Raw genomic sequence first — 16,377 nt, 5'->3', positions numbered from 1 at the left:
AGTGCAAATGCTTTGCTGCTCGTTGCCTCGGTATCCTCCAAGGCCATTCTGCCCACGCACAGTGCTAAATTGAGGGCTGAAGAAATGATACGTCCGGTTAAATGCATCGATCGTTGGCCTTGGAAAATGTCGCCTAGGAAATTTGCGGTTTGCACGTTGATGCACTATCGTTTAAAGCAAAGTTCCAAGCGACGAGTCTTTGGTTACTTTCTGCGGAAGAAAGTGACAAAAATAATCGTTCTTTTAATCTTAACATTCGATTGAATATTACTATCCGAATTCCACGGAAGCAACTTCAATACCATTAAAATAGACGCATTTAGAAAGCCAAACAACTAAAATTGTGCTATTAATTTCTCAATCAGGGTGTAAAACCTTATCTTTAGGGCTTAACCTCAAAACTATTAAACTTATGGATCCGTCTTTATCTCCCATACTCATGATTGTAGGAGCTATCATCGCGCTGTTTTTGCTCCTTTATATATTACCGGTGAACTTATGGTTTACGGCACAACTTTCGGGAGTACGTATCAATCTACTGAATCTAGTACTTATGCGGCTACGCAAGGTATCACCTTCTTTAGTGGTTAATGCCATGATTACCTCAACCAAAGCAGGGTTAAATATTACTTCTAATGATATTGAGACCCATTATTTGGCTGGTGGAAATGTAAATAATGTGATAAAAGCACTAATATCTGCTGATAAAGCTAATATTCCTCTTGATTTTAAATTAGCAACAGCTATTGATCTAGCCGGTAGGGATGTATTTGACGCCGTTCAGTTGTCGGTAAATCCACGTGTAATCAATACACCTCCTGTCGCAGCAGTTGCAAAGGATGGGATACAACTGGTCGCCAAAGCTCGTGTAACGGTGCGTGCAAATATTAACCAATTGGTTGGCGGTGCAGGCGAAGAAACAATTTTAGCAAGAGTGGGCGAAGGTATTGTTACCACAATCGGTTCCGCTAATAATCACAAAGAAGTTTTGGAGAACCCTGATAGAATCTCTAAAACAGTGCTGGAAAAGGGCCTAGACAGTGGTACTGCTTTCGAAATCCTTTCCATTGACATTGCCGATATTGATATTGGAGAAAACGTTGGTGCAAAATTGCAAACCGATCAGGCGGAGGCTGATTTAAAGGTTGCTAATGCCAGAGCCGAAGAAAGAAGAGCAATGGCAGTAGCTTCCGAGCAGGAAATGCGTGCAAAAGCACAAGAGGCACGTGCGAAAGTAATCGAGGCTGAATCACAGATTCCGCTTGCCATGGCAGAGGCCTTTCGGAGCGGAAATTTAGGGGTAATGGACTATTATAAAATGCAAAATATACAAGCCGATACGGATATGCGCGAATCCATTGCTAAACCCGGTGCTGAAAACAAAGGAAAAAACAAGTAACATCCCCACTAGTATATAAACGCTTATAACATACAACGTATAACTTAAAACGTTTTCCTAACTTTGCATGTTATATGAGTAATGCAAATCGACCCATCACGGATAGCGATATACTTTACGAGGATAATCACCTGATCGCTGTTAATAAGCGTGCGGGTGATATCGTACAAGTGGATGACACAGGAGATGAACCGCTGGATGAAAAAGTAAAACAATATCTTGCCAAAAAATACAATAAGCCAAACGGCGCATTTCTCGGTGTAGTGCATCGCCTGGATCGCCCGGTAAGCGGGGTCATTTTATTTGCAAAAACGAGCAAGGCACTCGACCGAATCAATAAGATGTTCAAAAGCAGGGAGATGCATAAAACTTATTGGGCAGTAGTTCGTAACAGGCCTGCTCAAACTGCCGGAACTTTGGTTCACTGGCTTGTAAAAAATTCAGGTAAAAATGTAACGAAGGCTTATGATCATGAAGTAAAGGGAAGCCTCCGGGCGGAACTGCATTATAAGTTGATTGGTGAGCTGAATGGTTATTACTTAGTTGAGGTGAATCCGGTTACAGGCCGCCCTCATCAAATCCGCGTTCAACTAGCTTCACTAAATTGCCCAATCGTGGGTGACAATAAGTATGGATACCCTCGTGGAAGTTTAAAGAAGAGCATCTGCTTGCATGCCCGAAAGCTTGTTTTTGAACATCCCGTGAAAAAGGAAGAGGTGAAGATTTTTGCCTCTTTACCCAGAGATGGCTTTTGGGAACGTTTTGAGGTTTTTGGGGAGTAGTTGAGTAGTGATGAATTATGAATGATGAGCGATGAGTGATGAGTGATGAATTGCCTTTTTACTTCCTGCCTACCGTAGGCAGGTTTGCTTTTGAATTTTTACTTTTGAATTAGTGAACAGCGAAGTACCCGAATCGTTAAGTAGTTAATTAGTGAGTAGTTAATAGGGAGTAGTGAAGTACTATCTGTAGGGCCGGCAGGCTTTTGAATTTTTACTTTTGAATTTTTACTTTGCAAAGTATGGAACGAATTTGGATATATCAAGCGGCTAAATCTTTCTCAGAAGGGGAAGAAGCACGTATACTCAATAAATTGGAAGCTTTTACCGATCAATGGAAAGCACACAAAGAAAAACTGACAGCAAGGGTCGAAATCCGATATCATTTATTTATCATTATAAGTGTCGACTTATCGCAGGTGCTGCCAAGCGGCTGCTCAATTGATAAATCAGTTCATCTATTGAAAGAGCTGGAAAGCGAGTTAAACATCTCCTTATTTGATCGGATGCAAATCGCTTATCGCAGGGGAGACGACATTCACGTTGTACCTCGCGCCACTTTCGAGCAACTGTTGGCGACTGGACGAATTAACGAAGATACCATGGTTTTTAACAACTTAGTGGATAACGGGGAGGATTTGAAAACCAAGTGGGAAGTTCCGTTTAAAGATAGTTGGCATGCCCGTGTATTTGCTTAATCGGGAATGCTGCTGTGTCCCATATAGCGAACAATCGCATTCGCTTTTCTATTAATGTAAGAAGTGGGCCTGGCTGGCGACCAACGTCGGGGATTTGGCAGTACAGCGATGATCAAGGCGGCTTGTTTTTTTGTAAGTGATGTGGGCGCTTTGCTAAAATACGCGTGAGTGGCTGCGTGTGCACCATAAAGCCCGTCGCCGGTTTCAATCACATTGAGATAAACTTCCAAGATTCGCTTCTTACCCCACAATAATTCAATTAACATCGTGAAATAACTTTCAAAACCTTTTCGGAGCCAAGAACGACCGGGCCATAAGAAAACATTTTTTGCGGTTTGCTGGCTAATGGTACTCCCCCCTCGCATTGCCTTTCCTGCCTGGTTCTTTTTATAAGCCTCTCGTATCGCTTTGATATCAAAACCGACATGTTGCATAAAATTAGCATCTTCTCCGGCAATTGCTGCTCGTTTTAAATTGTCAGACAATTCGTCATAGCTTACCCAACGCTTTTCCAACTTCCAGTCCTTTCCATCAAATTTGCGTTCAACGCCTCGTTGTAACATGAGCAAGGTGAAAGGTGGGTTGACAAAACGAAAAATCAGCACCCAGCCACCTGTAATAATAATAAAGTACAAGGTCACATATGCTAAGAAAACCCCGAATTTTCTTTGTTGAAGAAGCGTTAGCAGTCGATCTTTAACAGGAAAGGTTTTACTATTTTTATGTTTATATGAACTTTTATTCCGAAATTGATTCTTTTTCGGTGTCCTTTTAATTGCCATTTGATAAGAGGTAGTGTTGACTTTTCGTAATTTGGCTGCAAACCTAAAAATAAATTGTGATTATCTCATAGTGTATTATTATATCCGCAAGGAAATCGTTTTTAATATGTGATGAAGGTGTTAATGTTAAAAGAACGATTATTTTAACTTCTTTCTTTCTCCGCGAAAGAAAAGAAGCAAAGAAAGCTCGCCGCTTCAAAATTTACAGGAATGGTAGTGCCTCCTAGTGCTAGCTGTAAATTTTGGAGGCGGCATTTTTTTAGAACGGAGAGTCTTTACTTTTAACCGGACGAATTAGCTCTAGCTTTGACCAAGGGGCATGTGCGTGGGAAAAACGGCCTTGGAGGATACCGAGGCAACGAGCAGCAAAGCATTTGCACATAATGAATCGCTGGCTAGCGAACTTTGCTTACCATATTGATATTGCATGGTGGATGTTTGCACTTTCCGGCTTTATTGCGGTATGCATTGCCTTGCTTACGGTAAGCTCGCAAGCTATTCGGGCGGCAGTGGAAAATCCTATAAACTCGCTTAGGGATGACTGATATCTCTTTTTGTTTTTTCGGTTAACGGGTGATGGAAGAGACGGCTTTTTCTATTAAGCACTATAAATTAAGTTCGAAAGCTTCCTACCGTTTAGCTAACTTTTATTTCATCTCTGCGAACAGGAACCAACTGATAAAAGAAAGGTATAAAGTTGTCATCAACGTAATCTACTTTAATGCAGATGGCGTATATTTGGTGATATATTATGCAGTTCATCCTGGATGTGACGAAAGCAGAAAAGTGACGCAACCGTTCATATCTATGCTAATACCGTCGCTGCAAGAATAATCGGTAAACTGTGGCACAGATGCACGGCAAATTAACTGCATACAGTGAGGCTGGATAACTAAGAATAAACAAAATTATGCAAACAGATTACCCGTTTTTTCTCCACGTCATCCGCCGAGCAGTGTCCGCCCTACCGGAAGTACAGGAAAGACTCTGTCACGGGACACCGGCCTTTTACGCAGGCAACAAGATATTTGCCCGCATTCAGGATGATTACGAATCGATAGCCGTTTATACCAAAAAAAAGGATTTTTGGCTGAAAAAGGATCCCACCATTTATTTTACAACTTCACATTTCGATGGCTATGACTATGTACTGATTGCGCTGGCTTCCGCCGACCCCGACGAATTGAATAAGGTATTGCTGGAAGGCTGGTTTGCCCGCGCTACCAAACGAGCGGTGAATGAATATGAGCACCTGCGGCACGGGTCTGATTGAAGCTTGTTTGGCGCTTCCAAACACTCCTCCGTAAAGCCGTCGGTTGCCAAGCATATCAAAATTTTTATACATGGCTACTGTAAATACCGTATTACCAAATGGAACTTCCAATCTGTACTTAACCGACGGAGGTTTGGAAACGACATTGGTTTTCCTTCTGGGCCATGAGCTGCCTTGTTTTGCTGCTTTTGATCTCTTGAAAGATGAAAAGGGCTATCACGCACTTAGGGATTACTATAAGCGCTATTTGAACATCTCCAAGGATTTCGGAATGGGTTTTATCCTGGAAAGCCCTACTTGGCGGGCAAATCCGGATTGGATGGAAAGGGTAGGATATCCCGGATCGGCAATTGTAGACGTGAACGAAAAAGCAGTCCAACTCCTTAACGATCTAAAAAAGGAGTTTGAAAACGACATCGACAATATTGTCCTTAGCGGATGCGTTGGCCCACGCGGTGACGGCTATGTACCGGAACATAAAATGACCGCTGAAGAAGCCCAGAAATATCATGCCAGGCAGATAGTTGTTTTTAGCCAAACCCCAGTCGATATGGTTTCTGCAATTACCATGAATTATGTGGAAGAAGCTATCGGCATTGCCCGCGCATCGGCCGCTGTTGGTCTTCCGACGGTAGTTTCCTTCACGGTGGAAACGGACGGTAAACTGCCAACCGGAATGAGCCTGAAGGAGGCTATTAATCAAGTTGATAAAAACGTATCCCAGCCTCCGCTTTACTTCATGATCAACTGTGCGCACCCGAGTCATTTTTTCAACGAATTGGAATCGGGTAGAAACGAATACTGGACAAAGCGTATCAGGGGCCTGCGGGCAAATGCTTCCTGCAAAAGCCATGCAGAATTGGATGAAGCGACGGAATTGGATAGAGGGAGTCCGCAAAACCTCGCCATCGAACATAAAAAGCTGAAAGCAGCTTTCAGTCAGCTAAACGTATTCGGCGGGTGCTGTGGCACCGACGAAGAGCATATTATAGCCATTGCGCGTGAGGTCAAAGCGTCCTCCTGAACGATCAAGTTCGATTATTTTATTGTATAGTGTATGTTATATTCTAGTTTAACATGCTGTAAGCCTTTGGTTTCATGCCAATATATCGCTCAAACATGCGTGTAAAATGGCTAAGATTTTCAAAACCTAACAAATAGCCGACTTCTGAGACAGAAATTTTTTGATTTTTCAGCATTTTTGCTGCTTCCAGCAGTCGATTTTTCTAGAAATAGTCATAGATTCCCATACCAAATATCTGGATAAATAATTTTCTCATGTTGTTAATATTCATTCCTGCGATTTTGGAAAGTTCCTCTATAGTAACTGGTTGTGATAAATCGTGAATCAATCTTTCTTTGACTTTATAAATAGAAATTATATCCCCTTCATTTAACTTTTGGAATTTAATTTGGTCACGTTTGCTAAGACTTTTGAATAAGCTAAAAATCAATTGCAAAGAAACAATACGGTAGTTGAAATCTGTTAATACTTCTTGTCGTTTGGAGTAGATGATTTCTGTAACAAGACGTACAATATCATCTGTCAGAATTTCTTCAATAAGAATATGATGATAGTTGTTCAAAAGAAAATTAAAGTTTTCGGCTTCTGTTCCTAATAACGCCTGTAAATATGGAATACGGATAATCACGCAAAGCATCTGTACCTTTTCTCCTTTCTTAAAGTTGCTTATTCGTGTTGCCGAATAGGGAAAAATATGTACAACAGGTTTTTCCGTCTGGGTATTGGAAATCGTATCTGGTTCCTGTACAACATTTTTGAAATAAAAGCGATAGAAAACGATCAAAAAAAGCTAATTACTCTTGATGCTGAGACGGGTGCTGATGCACACTGTCAGGGAAATAACACTTTGAGATTGGTACAAGAAGTGGAAACTTGGTTAAAAGTTGTATTGTCAAAATCAGTGTAAATCAGTACACTTCAATGTAGTATGGATATTTGTTCAAGTTACATGAGGCTTGCTTCATAAAGCGCTATATCTAAAGAAACTCAAGCGATTTAAATGGGGCTCATTATGCTCAAGAATAATCTTCACGGGTGGCATGCTGTTTTTTTTCTTTTACGGATTGGATGTGGCTATATAAATCAGTTTACTTATGTTCATATGACATTGGTTTTGGGCAAAGGTAGGCCAATTGCTTTATGTGGGCACCAATATTTTCAGGTTTAGAATCTTCGTTCATAAGTGGAAACATCTTAGAACATTTTCGTTAAATTTGCATATGACCAATTATAAAAATCAAACCGAGAGAAAACCTAGAAAGAAAAACGATGAGCTTCTGAAAGGCGCGTTTGAAGAATGGTTTTCCGAGTTCTTACGGTTTCTTTATCCAAATGCAGATGATCTGTTTGATTTTAACCATAAGCTGGTATTCATGGATAAGGAATTATTGTCGATCATTCCCAACAGGGAGCGCAATAGTGATAAACGCATTGCCGATCTGTTGGTAAAGGTACATATGAAGGACGGGACTGATAAACATATTCTGATCAATACCGAACTGGAGGGAGGTAACGATCAGGACTTTGCCAAACGTATTTATCAATACCATTATAGGATATGGGACCGGTACAATATCTCCGTCGCAACAGTCGCTGTATTTACCGGAGATAGGAATCAAAAAAGGCCAAAGGAATATTGGCATCAGATACTTGATACCACAATCAGTTTCCGTTATCGGGCGTACCATATATTTGACAATGACGAAGAGGAACTACTGCTTATGGACAATCCGTTTTCCCTTGTAGTACTTGCCTGTCAAAAGTCCCTTCTTGAAGGTAAAATACCTGATGAAGTATTGGGGAATGAACGGCTTGTTATAGCCAAAGCATTGATTGCCCATAAATATGATCGCGACCGTATATTAAGTTTTTTGGTATTTCTAAAGAATTTTATTTACATTGAAAATGAAAGAATTAATCGTATCTTTGATACAGAGGTTGAAAAGTTATCAGGAGGAACAATTGATATGGGAATAATAGAAACAGTAAAACAGCAGGAAAGAAACAAGGGTAAACGTGAAGAAGCTATTGCCATTGCCAAAGAAATGAAAAAAGATGGTTTGCCTAACAGTCAAATCGCCAAATTCACTAAACTTTCCCTTAAGGAAATCGAGAAATTGAAATAGTGCACTAACTATGATAAAACGATTTGAGTATTGACTCGATCGTGGTGAATACCTTCAATATCACTAAACTTCGTCCAAAAAGTCCGTGCCGATTTGGCTAAAAAGAAGAAGAATTAAGCATCAGGTATTTGTAGATATATTGAAGCCGTTTCTTGTTTAGAGGCGGCTTTTTCTATTAAGCACTATAAATTAAGTTCGAAAGCTTCCTACTTCTTAATCAACTTTTGCTTTAACTCCGATAACCGATATTTGAGCTCATTGTTTTCTTCTAGAAGCATATTGTGTTTTTCTAACAGCCCCGTGTATTTTTCCTGGATAATCTGAAGTTGTTTTTCTATTTTGCCTTATTGACTATTTTCATTTCCTGCATGGGGTTATCGGCACTTGCTGCTTATAGCACGCTCCAGCGTCAAAAGGAAATCGGCGTACGCAAGGTGCTGGGGGCAAGTGTAATGGGCATTGTCAAGCTAATATCGACCGACTTTATCAAGCTTGTTATGTTATCCTGTACCATCGTTACACCTATCGCATGGTGGACGATGGATCGTTCATTTAAAGCCATCCTACAAGGAAAGATTGAGCATCGCTTATTTCTGCAATAGTTTTTTTCTAACCCGACTAAGTGTTTCGGCTGATATCCCCAGATAAGAGGCAACCATTGCCTGCGGGAATCGGCGTACTATTTCGGGATAAGTTTCTTCAAGACGTAGATAGCGCTGTTCGGCTTCTAAGCTGATGGTATCCTGTAGACGCTTTTGGGTGGCGATAGCACGTTTTTGATCGATTTTGCGAGTCATATGGGTAATAGCGGGAACTTGATCGTAGAGTTGGTCAAGATTGTCTTTTGTTACCAACAGCACTTCAGCGTCTTCGGTCAGCTCAATAGTATAGATTGACGGCGTCCCCAGCCTAAAGCTCTCTTCATCTCCAAGCCACCAGGATTCTATAGCAAAACGAATCGTGTGCTCCTGCCCATTTTTATTAATTGTATACATCCTACCTGCGCCTTTCACTACAAATGCCATGTACTTGCAAATATCACCTTCCTGCAAAAGATATTGTCGTTTTCTTAGGTTCTTTTGTTTAAATGCCTGTTTTATAAGCGCTCGATCATTATCATCGAGTAATAGAGACGATCTCGATTCAATATACGAAAAAAGCACTTCAAATGACGGTTCGTGTAAACCCATATACGCAGATGATTATTTAAGAGCAATCAAAAGTAAGGAATTAACAGGCAGGATGCTAATCGTGAATCAAGATATTCTTGACATATGTCAAGGATAATTTACTGCATATGTCATTTTCATGCCACTTATAAAGTCTCAACTTTGAATAAACCAACGCTGAGCAATCAGCCTTACAATATGAAGAAAATATATAAAAGCGGTGTAGTCCGCATCGAATCACAGGGCCCTCCCGCAGTTTTACAATATTCCATCCAAGAGGTACAAGAACCTGGAGCGCACGAGATCTTGATCAGTCAGAAAGCAATTGCTATCAATTTCGTTGATATCATGTATAGAAACGGGACTTTCCCGATCATGTCTTTTCCGGCAACGATCGGCGGGGAAGCCGCAGGAATAGTAGAACATGTCGGTAGCGGTGTCACGTCTATTAAAGAAGGCGATCGGGTTGCTTATTACAATTCATTAGGTTCGTATGCCGAAAAGCGGCTGGTGAAGGTGGAAGACCTGGTCAAGTTACCCGACGACATCTCCTATGATCAAGCCGCATCGATCTTGGCCAAGGGACTTACTGCCCGTATGCTGATCAGGCAGATCTATGCCGTAAAACCGGGAGACATTATTCTCGTGCATGCCGCCGCAGGAGGTGTTGGTTCATTGTTGAGTAAATGGGCAAAAGCGCTTGGGGCCACCGTAATCGGTACAGTAGGAACCGAGGCAAAGAGAGCAATCGCGTCCGATAACGGGGTCGATCATGTGATTGTGATGGAAACACAGGATTTGGGGGCTAAAGTAAAGGAGCTGATTGGAAATCAGCGGATCGATGCGGTATTTGATGGTGTCGGCAAAGCGACCTTTGAAATCTCAGTTAAGTTATTAAAGAATGGTGGTACCGCGGTTCTTTTTGGTATGGCTTCCGGTAATCCGCATTTGGATATGAACTATTTATCGAAAAGACAAATTCGGCTAGTGCGGCCTGCTCTGCAACAGTATCTGCCGGATATGTATAGTAGGGAATTGGCCACGCGTGAACTATTTGATGCCTGGCGCGATGGATCATTAGGTACGATAACGCCAACTGTTTATGCACTGAAAGATGCTGCCGTTGCTCATCGTGATTTGGAAGAGGGTAAGACAACCGGATCTATCATTCTTCATCCTTGATGGAAAGGGGTAATCACCGATTGGTTTGATCGGTAAATAAATGGCATATCCGGATGATCCTCTTTAAAGGGGGATCAACCGGACGACCATTTACAAATGGATTTGACGGAAAGGGCGTTGGCTATGTAGGGTAAAAGAAAATAAAACCGTGAGCATAAAGCCAAGACGTTTTACCAATGGCTCAGCCATGGTAAACGACCTGACTTTCTGGAAGGTTTTTTAAATGAGGTATTCTACCCGCTTTAAAATCCTGAAAGAGCGGCTTAATTTCTTCTTCCCTGTCGACGACAAATGGGCCATAGCTGATAATGGGTACTCTTTGCGGTTCTCCGGCATACAGCACAAAGCTTCCACCCTCGGCGCCACCGATAAAATCAATCTTACTATCCCCTTCTTCCGTAGACCTGTCCAACCAGACAACCTGCTGTTTCTCTATAGGTGTCGCTTCTCCACCCGCTAGCATACTTCCCTCAAGCATATAAATAAAACCATTGAAGTTTGTTGGAAGCTGTTGCGTAACCTTATCATTTTTATCCAATTTGAACAGAACGATCGTGATAGGGGTTTCAGAGGTAATGGGAGATGTTAAACCAAATGCGCTTCCACTGTAAACGTAGATTTCAGACCGACCTGTTTTTTTGGATGGCACATTTTTGAAGGGAAGTTTTTGCCATTTGGGGGCTGTCCACCTTTTGGTTTTCGGCAGCACCAGCCACAATTGTAAAATCCTTAATTTTACTTTGGTTTTAATTTCTTCCGTATGTACGATGCCGCTTCCGGTCGTCAGCCATTCCAAGCTACCTGTTTCAAAATCAGTCTCCGGGCTTCCTTCCAGCACAAGTGTGGCAATTTCAAATCCGGCGTGAGGATGTGGCCCTCCAACAACACCATGCCCCGGTAAATCGAGCTGATCATCCATCATTACGATAAAGGGATCCGTTTGCTGAAAGTCACTGCCTTCAACAACCTGAATAGCCGTATGGCCCACGCCTAAAAAGCCCTGGTTTGCTTTTGGCTGTACTATTCTTACAATTTTGCGATTCATCTTTTGATCTGTTTATGTTTTAATAAAAACCCCTTTAATGGCTTTTCTTCTTCAGTATTTGGGAGCAGAGTTTCTCCCATTATCACAAGACAGGACACGTGTCTGAGAAAATTAAACAAAATAGTTAGTTCCTCCTGTACCCCTTTTCTGATAGCCCCAATGACTCCTTTCCGTTCTTGTAGATTCCACAATGGTGTATGCGTGATATTTGGTGTTAGTGGTTACACCTGCAAGGCGCTCCTCCCACTTTTGGCCATTCGAGGTAATCTTTGACAGCATTTTGTCCGTAACATAATTGACCATCGAGTTGATCCAGTTTTCCGTGCCCACGGAATATTGGTCAGCGGGAGAAGTTGAGAAGAAAACAGCTGCTCCAACGGGCGTGCAAAACTCTTTCAGTGCCTCTTGCGCAAAACCGAGCATATCTTGAAAGTATTCCAGTGATGTACGCACATCTTCGCGGGTTCCCCAGCGTGTGATATGTCCTCCCACTAAAAAATCAAAATCAAATTCCAAAATTTGCTCGTGCGCCTCAATCCAACCACTGATGTTCTCCGAGGCATCACAATGCATGAAAGTACAGGAGCCCGGACTCACAATGTCAATCTTGGTAAGCGCCTTTTGTTTCGGTGCATAAATAAAGATGTTACCGGGGCAATGGTTAGCACCTTTATAGCTAAGCTCGAGTTTTTCACCGCCAAGTTCCACCACATAACTGTCGCTAAATATCGTAGTTGGAATAGGTCGCAAGGGATCAGGAAAACGCGTAAGCAATTCTTTGGTGATTTCATGGGCTATGATCTCAACATCGGGGCCGTACATGGCTGCCGCACCAATATGATCGGAGTGCCAATGGCTGTAAATCACCTTTGTGATAGGTTTGTCCGTTGCAGCTTCTATAGCGGCCAGCATATTTTCACCGAGAATGGGCGGTGCGTCTATTGCAATGACGCCTTCATCCGTTACAAGAAAAGCAGCATCATAACCACCACTGGTTACCCAATAAAAGCCGTCCTTTAGCTCTTCACAGTGATAGCCATTTTTGATAAATTCAGGACTGCTCAGGTATGCTGCTGGAACTGTTGAGGTGAGGGGGCATGCTGATGCCAATCTGCCTTTTCGAAACCATGCTTCGTGTGAAAAAAATCTCCATGTTTACCGTGTTTTTCTTCGATTTGTGAATGCTTCATAATAATTGAATGTATAATATAAGTGTTTAAAAAATTACCGTGTTTATCCTTTGGATTTGAATAACCATTTACTGAAGATCCTGGTAATAAAAGGCATCACCACATAAGTCATGAGCGTAACCATCATGATAATCCCGACCAAGGTGTTTATCATTTGAGGCATTCCAATTGGCCTCAATAATTGTCTAATAAAGGGCATAAGCGTATGTAAAAGTGTAAATATGATACAGACGGTGATAATCAGCATCTTCCATTTAGTGGGTTGCATTACTCCCTCTTGTTGTTTGTTTTCAAACCAGAATTCCAGACCGGTGAGTTTAACTTCCGGTGTCACCTCTTTAAATAAGTTTTTACTTAAAGCGATCTGCCGCGCTTTTTGCTCCGAATCATTCCAGGAGGTCAGATTGGCATAAGTGTCAAATCGTAGAATAATGGCAAATACAATGGATCCGCCAGCCGTCACCTTTTCAAAAATGTCCGCGGATTGATATCCATGGAAGCCTGCAGCGGCCAGGCTGATTGTCTGAATCGCTTCAAGGGCTTCTTCTTTGTAAGGAGCTTTGGGCGTTAGCTCTATGATCGTGATTACCGGTAAATCAGATGCCCGCATCATGGTAGATGTGTTTGAATTGAATAAATTCATGCATCGCCGCTAGGCCGTTTAAACGTCCCAGACCACTCATTTTAAAGCCGCCTTCCTCTATCTCATCGTTGATCTTTGCCCAATCGTTTATCCACACCGTGCCCGCATCCAGTTTTCGGCTTACCTTTAAAGGCAGATCCACATGGCTGCTCCAGACCGATGCCGCCAAACCATATGGATTATCGTTTGCTAACTTAATTGCCTCTTCGGCCGTATCAAAAATCTGTACAGTAGCTACCGGGCCAAAGGTTTCTTCCTGTACAATAGCCATTTTGTTGTCGGTAACACGTAATAAAACAGGGCGATAAAAGGAGCCTGCTGCCAAGCTTCCGTCTAACACTTTACCGCCACGAAGCAGCACTTCGGCACCTTCATTAATTGCCTGTTCCACGAGGCGATCCACACGCATTAAATTGCTTTCATCAATCAATGGTCCCATATCACTTTCGGGATCTGCAGCCGAACCTACTTTAACACGCAGAAGTCTTTCGGTAAAATCTGCTATAAATCGTTCTGCAATATTTCTCTGAACCAAAATTCTGCTACCGGTCATGCAGAACTGTCCTGCGAAAATGGTAATGGCCTTTTCCAAGATGGGCAATGCCACATCCAGATTGGCATCATCGAAAACAATCATCGGTGTTTTGCCTCCCAGTTCAAAGCCAAAACGTTTGAGGTGCGCTGCACCGTTTGCCATCATAATCTTCGCGGTTGCCGTACTGCCTGTATAGCTAATGGTAGGAACATCCGGAGAACTGATAATTAATGCTGCTCCTTCATGTCCACTTTCTGTAAACTGGTTAATGACCCCTTTAGGCAAGCTCTTTACCGATGCAAAAACTTCACATATCAACGCATTGACCTGCGCTGTTTGTCCGGGCATTTTAATAATCGCTGTGCAGCCCGCGGCCAATGCCGGTGCCAGCGACCGGATCATGAGAATCACCGGTGAATTCCAGGGTGCTATGATTCCGGCCACACCTATCGGTTCTTCCAGAACCATACTGAAAGCACCTGGACGAGATTCCAGTGCGCGTCCGCTATGGGTCAGAACCACTGCAGCATAGTACCGTAATTTTGATGGGACACCCGAAATCTCCATGGCAGCTTCCTTCGCTATTTTTCCATTTTCAAGAGAGAGCATCCTGATTAAACGTTCGGCATAAATCTCAAAGGCATGGGCAAGCTCGTTCAATACGCGGGATCGTAGATGGCGGTTTTCTTTCCATTCGCTTTTTTCGAAGGCAGATTTTGCGGCCCGGATACCTTGCGCGGCAATCGATTGGTTGCCATCGGCATAGCGACCGATTATTTCTCCGCTTGCCGGATTAACGCTGTTTCTATAAATTTTACTGTCCAGCCATTCTCCGTTAATCCAGTTTAGTTTTACCTGTTTCTCTTTGGTAGATACCATTTCTTTTGTTGAATTTTCCATCACTGTTAATACTTGTTTTTTGACACTACCTTTGCATTTGCTCCTGTTTCTTTCATCTCATCGGCAATTTTCTCAGCCATCATGATCACCGTTACGTTGGGCCCCGTAGATATAAAACCTGGTAAAATGGACGCATCCACCACCCGTAGGCCTTCGATACCATGAACTTTTCCGGAAAAATCCACAACAGCTTCAGCACTCCCTAACGGCCCCATGGGCGCCGAGCCCATGGGGTGATTATACGTTTGGAGCGTTGCTTTTATCGATGCCAAAAGAAGGTCATCATTATATGCTTCAGGGCCGGGATTCAGCTCGCCGACCGAAAGATTTTTCAGTGGTTCTGTTTGACCGATCTTTTGCGCAAGCCTGATTCCTTCAATGAGCCTTTTACGGTCTTCTTCTTCCGCCAGGAAATTCAGGTCTATGATCGGTGCATCTTCCGGGTTGTTGCCGACAATCTTTATAGTACCCCTTGATTTGGGATTGGTCAAGGCCACGCCGAAGACATAACCTGCTTTCGTGGGGCTCGTATCGGGATTAAATAAATGGCCTGCAGTGATGTGGATATCGAGCTCATCCTTTGATGCATAAGAGCTTCTCGTCCATAGATTGACACCCGTAACCGGAGAGAGACGGCCAATCGTCTTCGGATCTGCTGCGTAGGTATTGAAGTAAAAGGGGTGATCTAAGATTTGCCTGCCTACAGGGAGATCCGCGACAACCGATATGTCTAAATCTTTCAGGACGGAGGCGGGACCAATGCCCGAACGCATCAGTATTCCTGCTGAGCCGTAGGTGCCACCGGATACGATGATCTCGCCGCCATGAAATACGCGTCCATCCGCAAGTTGTACAGCAACAGCCTTGTTGTTTTTGAACAATACCCTGTCCACCAGCACATCACCTTCAATGCTTAGGTTACGCCGTTCTCTCACGAAAATATCCAGGTAGGTCATCCCTGTGTTCATCCGGATACCATTGATAATATTTACTGGGTAGGGGCCTACGCCATATTGTTTTTCGCCGTTAAAATCGGTAACTTCAGGATAGTTGTTTGCTTTGGCCGCCTCTATGAAGGCCTGCTGCATCGGGGACAGATCGGACTTGCGTAGTTGATTGATTGGGAAGTAACCCGAATGCCCATGCCATTGGCTATCCTCAAGATTGGATTTTTCCAGTTTCTTAAAATAGGGTAGCACTTCCTCCCACGACCAATGGTCTATACCCATATCCGCCCAGCGGTTAAAATCGTTGGGAATACCCCTGACCGCTACGGCCCCGTTTACCGCGGAGCTGCCTCCCAGGATTTTACCGCGCGGTACGCCAATTTTATCGCCGCCCTTCTGACTATTGGCTGTGTAAGCCCAGTCGTACCGGGCATCACCACCAGCTCCGAGTATCTGGCTATTGGCGACCGATTCGGGATAAGAAAATTCGTCATAGATGGAGCCTGCCTCTAACAGTAAAATGTTAAATGAACTTTCTTCGCTCAGTCTGTTAGCTAAGACGGCGCCCGCCGATCCGGCACCTAAAATAATATGGCTATAGATCTGCTGACTATTCCTTTTTTTTGGCGATGTAAATGATTTGTTTTTAGTCATTTAGTTTAATTTTTTCTAAGAGAATTTTGAC

The 16,377-nt window shown here is 42.9% G+C and carries 18 protein-coding genes; 9 read left to right on the top strand and 9 right to left on the bottom strand.

The window, feature by feature from the left end; all coding sequences use genetic code 11:
* The first annotated feature begins 412 nt into the window (after nt 1-412).
* From floA to QT327_RS17270, 3 genes are all read left to right on the top strand, one after another.
* On the top strand, nt 413-1,399 hold the full coding sequence (gene floA, locus QT327_RS17280) for a flotillin-like protein FloA (protein WP_013665574.1): 987 nt from the start codon (nt 413-415) through the stop codon (nt 1,397-1,399).
* Nucleotides 1,400-1,473: 74 nt separating this feature from the next.
* On the top strand, nt 1,474-2,181 hold the full coding sequence (locus tag QT327_RS17275) for an RluA family pseudouridine synthase (RefSeq protein WP_130856420.1): 708 nt from the start codon (nt 1,474-1,476) through the stop codon (nt 2,179-2,181).
* A gap of 239 nt (nt 2,182-2,420) precedes the next feature.
* Nucleotides 2,421-2,876, top strand: a complete 456-nt coding sequence (locus QT327_RS17270) for an ABC transporter ATPase (protein WP_149105325.1) — start codon at nt 2,421-2,423, stop codon at nt 2,874-2,876.
* Here the strand turns inward: QT327_RS17270 and mtgA are convergent.
* Nucleotides 2,873-3,658, bottom strand: a complete 786-nt coding sequence (gene mtgA, locus QT327_RS17265; RefSeq protein ID WP_013665571.1) for a monofunctional biosynthetic peptidoglycan transglycosylase — start codon at nt 3,656-3,658, stop codon at nt 2,873-2,875. The genes QT327_RS17270 and mtgA overlap by 4 nt on opposite strands.
* 383 nt (nt 3,659-4,041) lie before the next feature.
* Between mtgA and QT327_RS17260 the strand changes: the two genes are divergently transcribed.
* The 3 genes from QT327_RS17260 (at nt 4,042) to QT327_RS17250 (ending at nt 5,955) form a co-directional block, all read left to right on the top strand.
* Nucleotides 4,042-4,203: a hypothetical protein gene (locus tag QT327_RS17260; RefSeq protein WP_289553558.1), complete on the top strand. Its 162-nt coding sequence runs from the start codon at nt 4,042-4,044 to the stop codon at nt 4,201-4,203.
* Between the two features lie 365 nt (nt 4,204-4,568).
* Nucleotides 4,569-4,931 (top strand): MmcQ/YjbR family DNA-binding protein, encoded by a 363-nt coding sequence (locus QT327_RS17255; RefSeq protein ID WP_289553557.1) that lies wholly within the window; start codon nt 4,569-4,571, stop codon nt 4,929-4,931.
* 70 nt (nt 4,932-5,001) lie between these two features.
* Complete coding sequence (locus QT327_RS17250; protein WP_130855428.1) at nt 5,002-5,955, top strand: homocysteine S-methyltransferase family protein; 954 nt, start codon at nt 5,002-5,004, stop codon at nt 5,953-5,955.
* Between the two features lie 43 nt (nt 5,956-5,998).
* Here QT327_RS17250 and QT327_RS28310 read toward each other — a convergent pair whose 3' ends face one another.
* Both QT327_RS28310 and QT327_RS17245 read right to left on the bottom strand, forming a co-directional pair.
* Complete coding sequence (locus QT327_RS28310) at nt 5,999-6,145, bottom strand: helix-turn-helix domain-containing protein (protein WP_354004824.1); 147 nt, start codon at nt 6,143-6,145, stop codon at nt 5,999-6,001.
* 12 nt (nt 6,146-6,157) lie between these two features.
* On the bottom strand, nt 6,158-6,739 hold the full coding sequence (locus tag QT327_RS17245) for a hypothetical protein (protein ID WP_289553555.1): 582 nt from the start codon (nt 6,737-6,739) through the stop codon (nt 6,158-6,160).
* 436 nt (nt 6,740-7,175) lie between these two features.
* Here QT327_RS17245 and QT327_RS17240 point away from each other — a divergent pair, with 436 nt between their 5' ends.
* Both QT327_RS17240 and QT327_RS17235 read left to right on the top strand, forming a co-directional pair.
* Nucleotides 7,176-8,081 (top strand): RpnC/YadD family protein, encoded by a 906-nt coding sequence (locus QT327_RS17240; protein ID WP_149105818.1) that lies wholly within the window; start codon nt 7,176-7,178, stop codon nt 8,079-8,081.
* Nucleotides 8,082-8,407: 326 nt separating this feature from the next.
* Nucleotides 8,408-8,683: an ABC transporter permease gene (locus QT327_RS17235; RefSeq protein WP_354004786.1), complete on the top strand. Its 276-nt coding sequence runs from the start codon at nt 8,408-8,410 to the stop codon at nt 8,681-8,683.
* Here QT327_RS17235 and QT327_RS17230 read toward each other — a convergent pair.
* Complete coding sequence (locus tag QT327_RS17230; protein WP_289553554.1) at nt 8,669-9,271, bottom strand: Crp/Fnr family transcriptional regulator; 603 nt, start codon at nt 9,269-9,271, stop codon at nt 8,669-8,671. The two genes, QT327_RS17235 and QT327_RS17230, sit on opposite strands and share 15 nt — an antisense overlap.
* A gap of 177 nt (nt 9,272-9,448) precedes the next feature.
* Between QT327_RS17230 and QT327_RS17225 the strand changes: the two genes are divergently transcribed.
* A complete protein-coding gene (locus QT327_RS17225; protein ID WP_130855439.1) occupies nt 9,449-10,432 on the top strand; it encodes a quinone oxidoreductase family protein in 984 nt (327 codons plus the stop codon).
* A 181-nt stretch (nt 10,433-10,613) separates the two neighbouring features.
* On the opposite strand, the gene QT327_RS17220 is transcribed toward QT327_RS17225, so the two are convergent.
* The 5 genes from QT327_RS17220 to QT327_RS17200 form a co-directional block, all read right to left on the bottom strand.
* Nucleotides 10,614-11,477, bottom strand: a complete 864-nt coding sequence (locus QT327_RS17220) for a pirin family protein (protein WP_130855440.1) — start codon at nt 11,475-11,477, stop codon at nt 10,614-10,616.
* A 111-nt stretch (nt 11,478-11,588) separates the two neighbouring features.
* Entirely contained in the window at nt 11,589-12,587 is a 999-nt protein-coding gene (locus QT327_RS17215; protein ID WP_289553553.1) for an MBL fold metallo-hydrolase, read from the bottom strand.
* Between the two features lie 123 nt (nt 12,588-12,710).
* Nucleotides 12,711-13,280 carry a putative antibiotic biosynthesis monooxygenase gene (locus QT327_RS17210; protein ID WP_149105815.1) on the bottom strand — a complete coding sequence of 190 codons (570 nt, stop codon included), beginning with the start codon at nt 13,278-13,280 and terminating at the stop codon, nt 12,711-12,713.
* Entirely contained in the window at nt 13,264-14,745 is a 1,482-nt protein-coding gene (locus tag QT327_RS17205; protein ID WP_289553552.1) for an aldehyde dehydrogenase family protein, read from the bottom strand. The genes QT327_RS17210 and QT327_RS17205 overlap by 17 nt, the downstream gene beginning before the upstream one ends.
* A gap of 5 nt (nt 14,746-14,750) precedes the next feature.
* On the bottom strand, nt 14,751-16,346 hold the full coding sequence (locus QT327_RS17200; protein WP_289553551.1) for a GMC family oxidoreductase: 1,596 nt from the start codon (nt 16,344-16,346) through the stop codon (nt 14,751-14,753).
* Nucleotides 16,347-16,377 lie beyond the last annotated feature (31 nt).

The sequence above is a fragment of the Olivibacter sp. 47 genome (assembly GCF_030372825.1).
In the GTDB taxonomy this organism is placed as follows: domain Bacteria; phylum Bacteroidota; class Bacteroidia; order Sphingobacteriales; family Sphingobacteriaceae; genus Olivibacter; species Olivibacter oleidegradans.
This window is presented reverse-complemented; position numbering and strand designations above follow the sequence as displayed.

Excerpts from the sequence above, each read along its gene's own strand:
- floA (WP_013665574.1), top strand. The coding sequence starts at position 413 with ATGGATCCGTCTTTATCTCCCATACTCATGATTGTAGGAGCTATCATC.
- QT327_RS17275 (WP_130856420.1), top strand. The coding sequence starts at position 1,474 with ATGAGTAATGCAAATCGACCCATCACGGATAGCGATATACTTTACGAG.
- QT327_RS17270 (WP_149105325.1), top strand. The coding sequence starts at position 2,421 with ATGGAACGAATTTGGATATATCAAGCGGCTAAATCTTTCTCAGAAGGG.
- mtgA (WP_013665571.1), bottom strand. The coding sequence starts at position 3,658 with ATGGCAATTAAAAGGACACCGAAAAAGAATCAATTTCGGAATAAAAGT.
- QT327_RS17260 (WP_289553558.1), top strand. The coding sequence starts at position 4,042 with ATGAATCGCTGGCTAGCGAACTTTGCTTACCATATTGATATTGCATGG.
- QT327_RS17255 (WP_289553557.1), top strand. The coding sequence starts at position 4,569 with ATGCAAACAGATTACCCGTTTTTTCTCCACGTCATCCGCCGAGCAGTG.
- QT327_RS17250 (WP_130855428.1), top strand. The coding sequence starts at position 5,002 with ATGGCTACTGTAAATACCGTATTACCAAATGGAACTTCCAATCTGTAC.
- QT327_RS17240 (WP_149105818.1), top strand. The coding sequence starts at position 7,176 with ATGACCAATTATAAAAATCAAACCGAGAGAAAACCTAGAAAGAAAAAC.
- QT327_RS17230 (WP_289553554.1), bottom strand. The coding sequence starts at position 9,271 with ATGGGTTTACACGAACCGTCATTTGAAGTGCTTTTTTCGTATATTGAA.
- QT327_RS17225 (WP_130855439.1), top strand. The coding sequence starts at position 9,449 with ATGAAGAAAATATATAAAAGCGGTGTAGTCCGCATCGAATCACAGGGC.
- QT327_RS17220 (WP_130855440.1), bottom strand. The coding sequence starts at position 11,477 with ATGAATCGCAAAATTGTAAGAATAGTACAGCCAAAAGCAAACCAGGGC.
- QT327_RS17210 (WP_149105815.1), bottom strand. The coding sequence starts at position 13,280 with ATGATGCGGGCATCTGATTTACCGGTAATCACGATCATAGAGCTAACG.
- QT327_RS17205 (WP_289553552.1), bottom strand. The coding sequence starts at position 14,745 with ATGGAAAATTCAACAAAAGAAATGGTATCTACCAAAGAGAAACAGGTA.
- QT327_RS17200 (WP_289553551.1), bottom strand. The coding sequence starts at position 16,346 with ATGACTAAAAACAAATCATTTACATCGCCAAAAAAAAGGAATAGTCAG.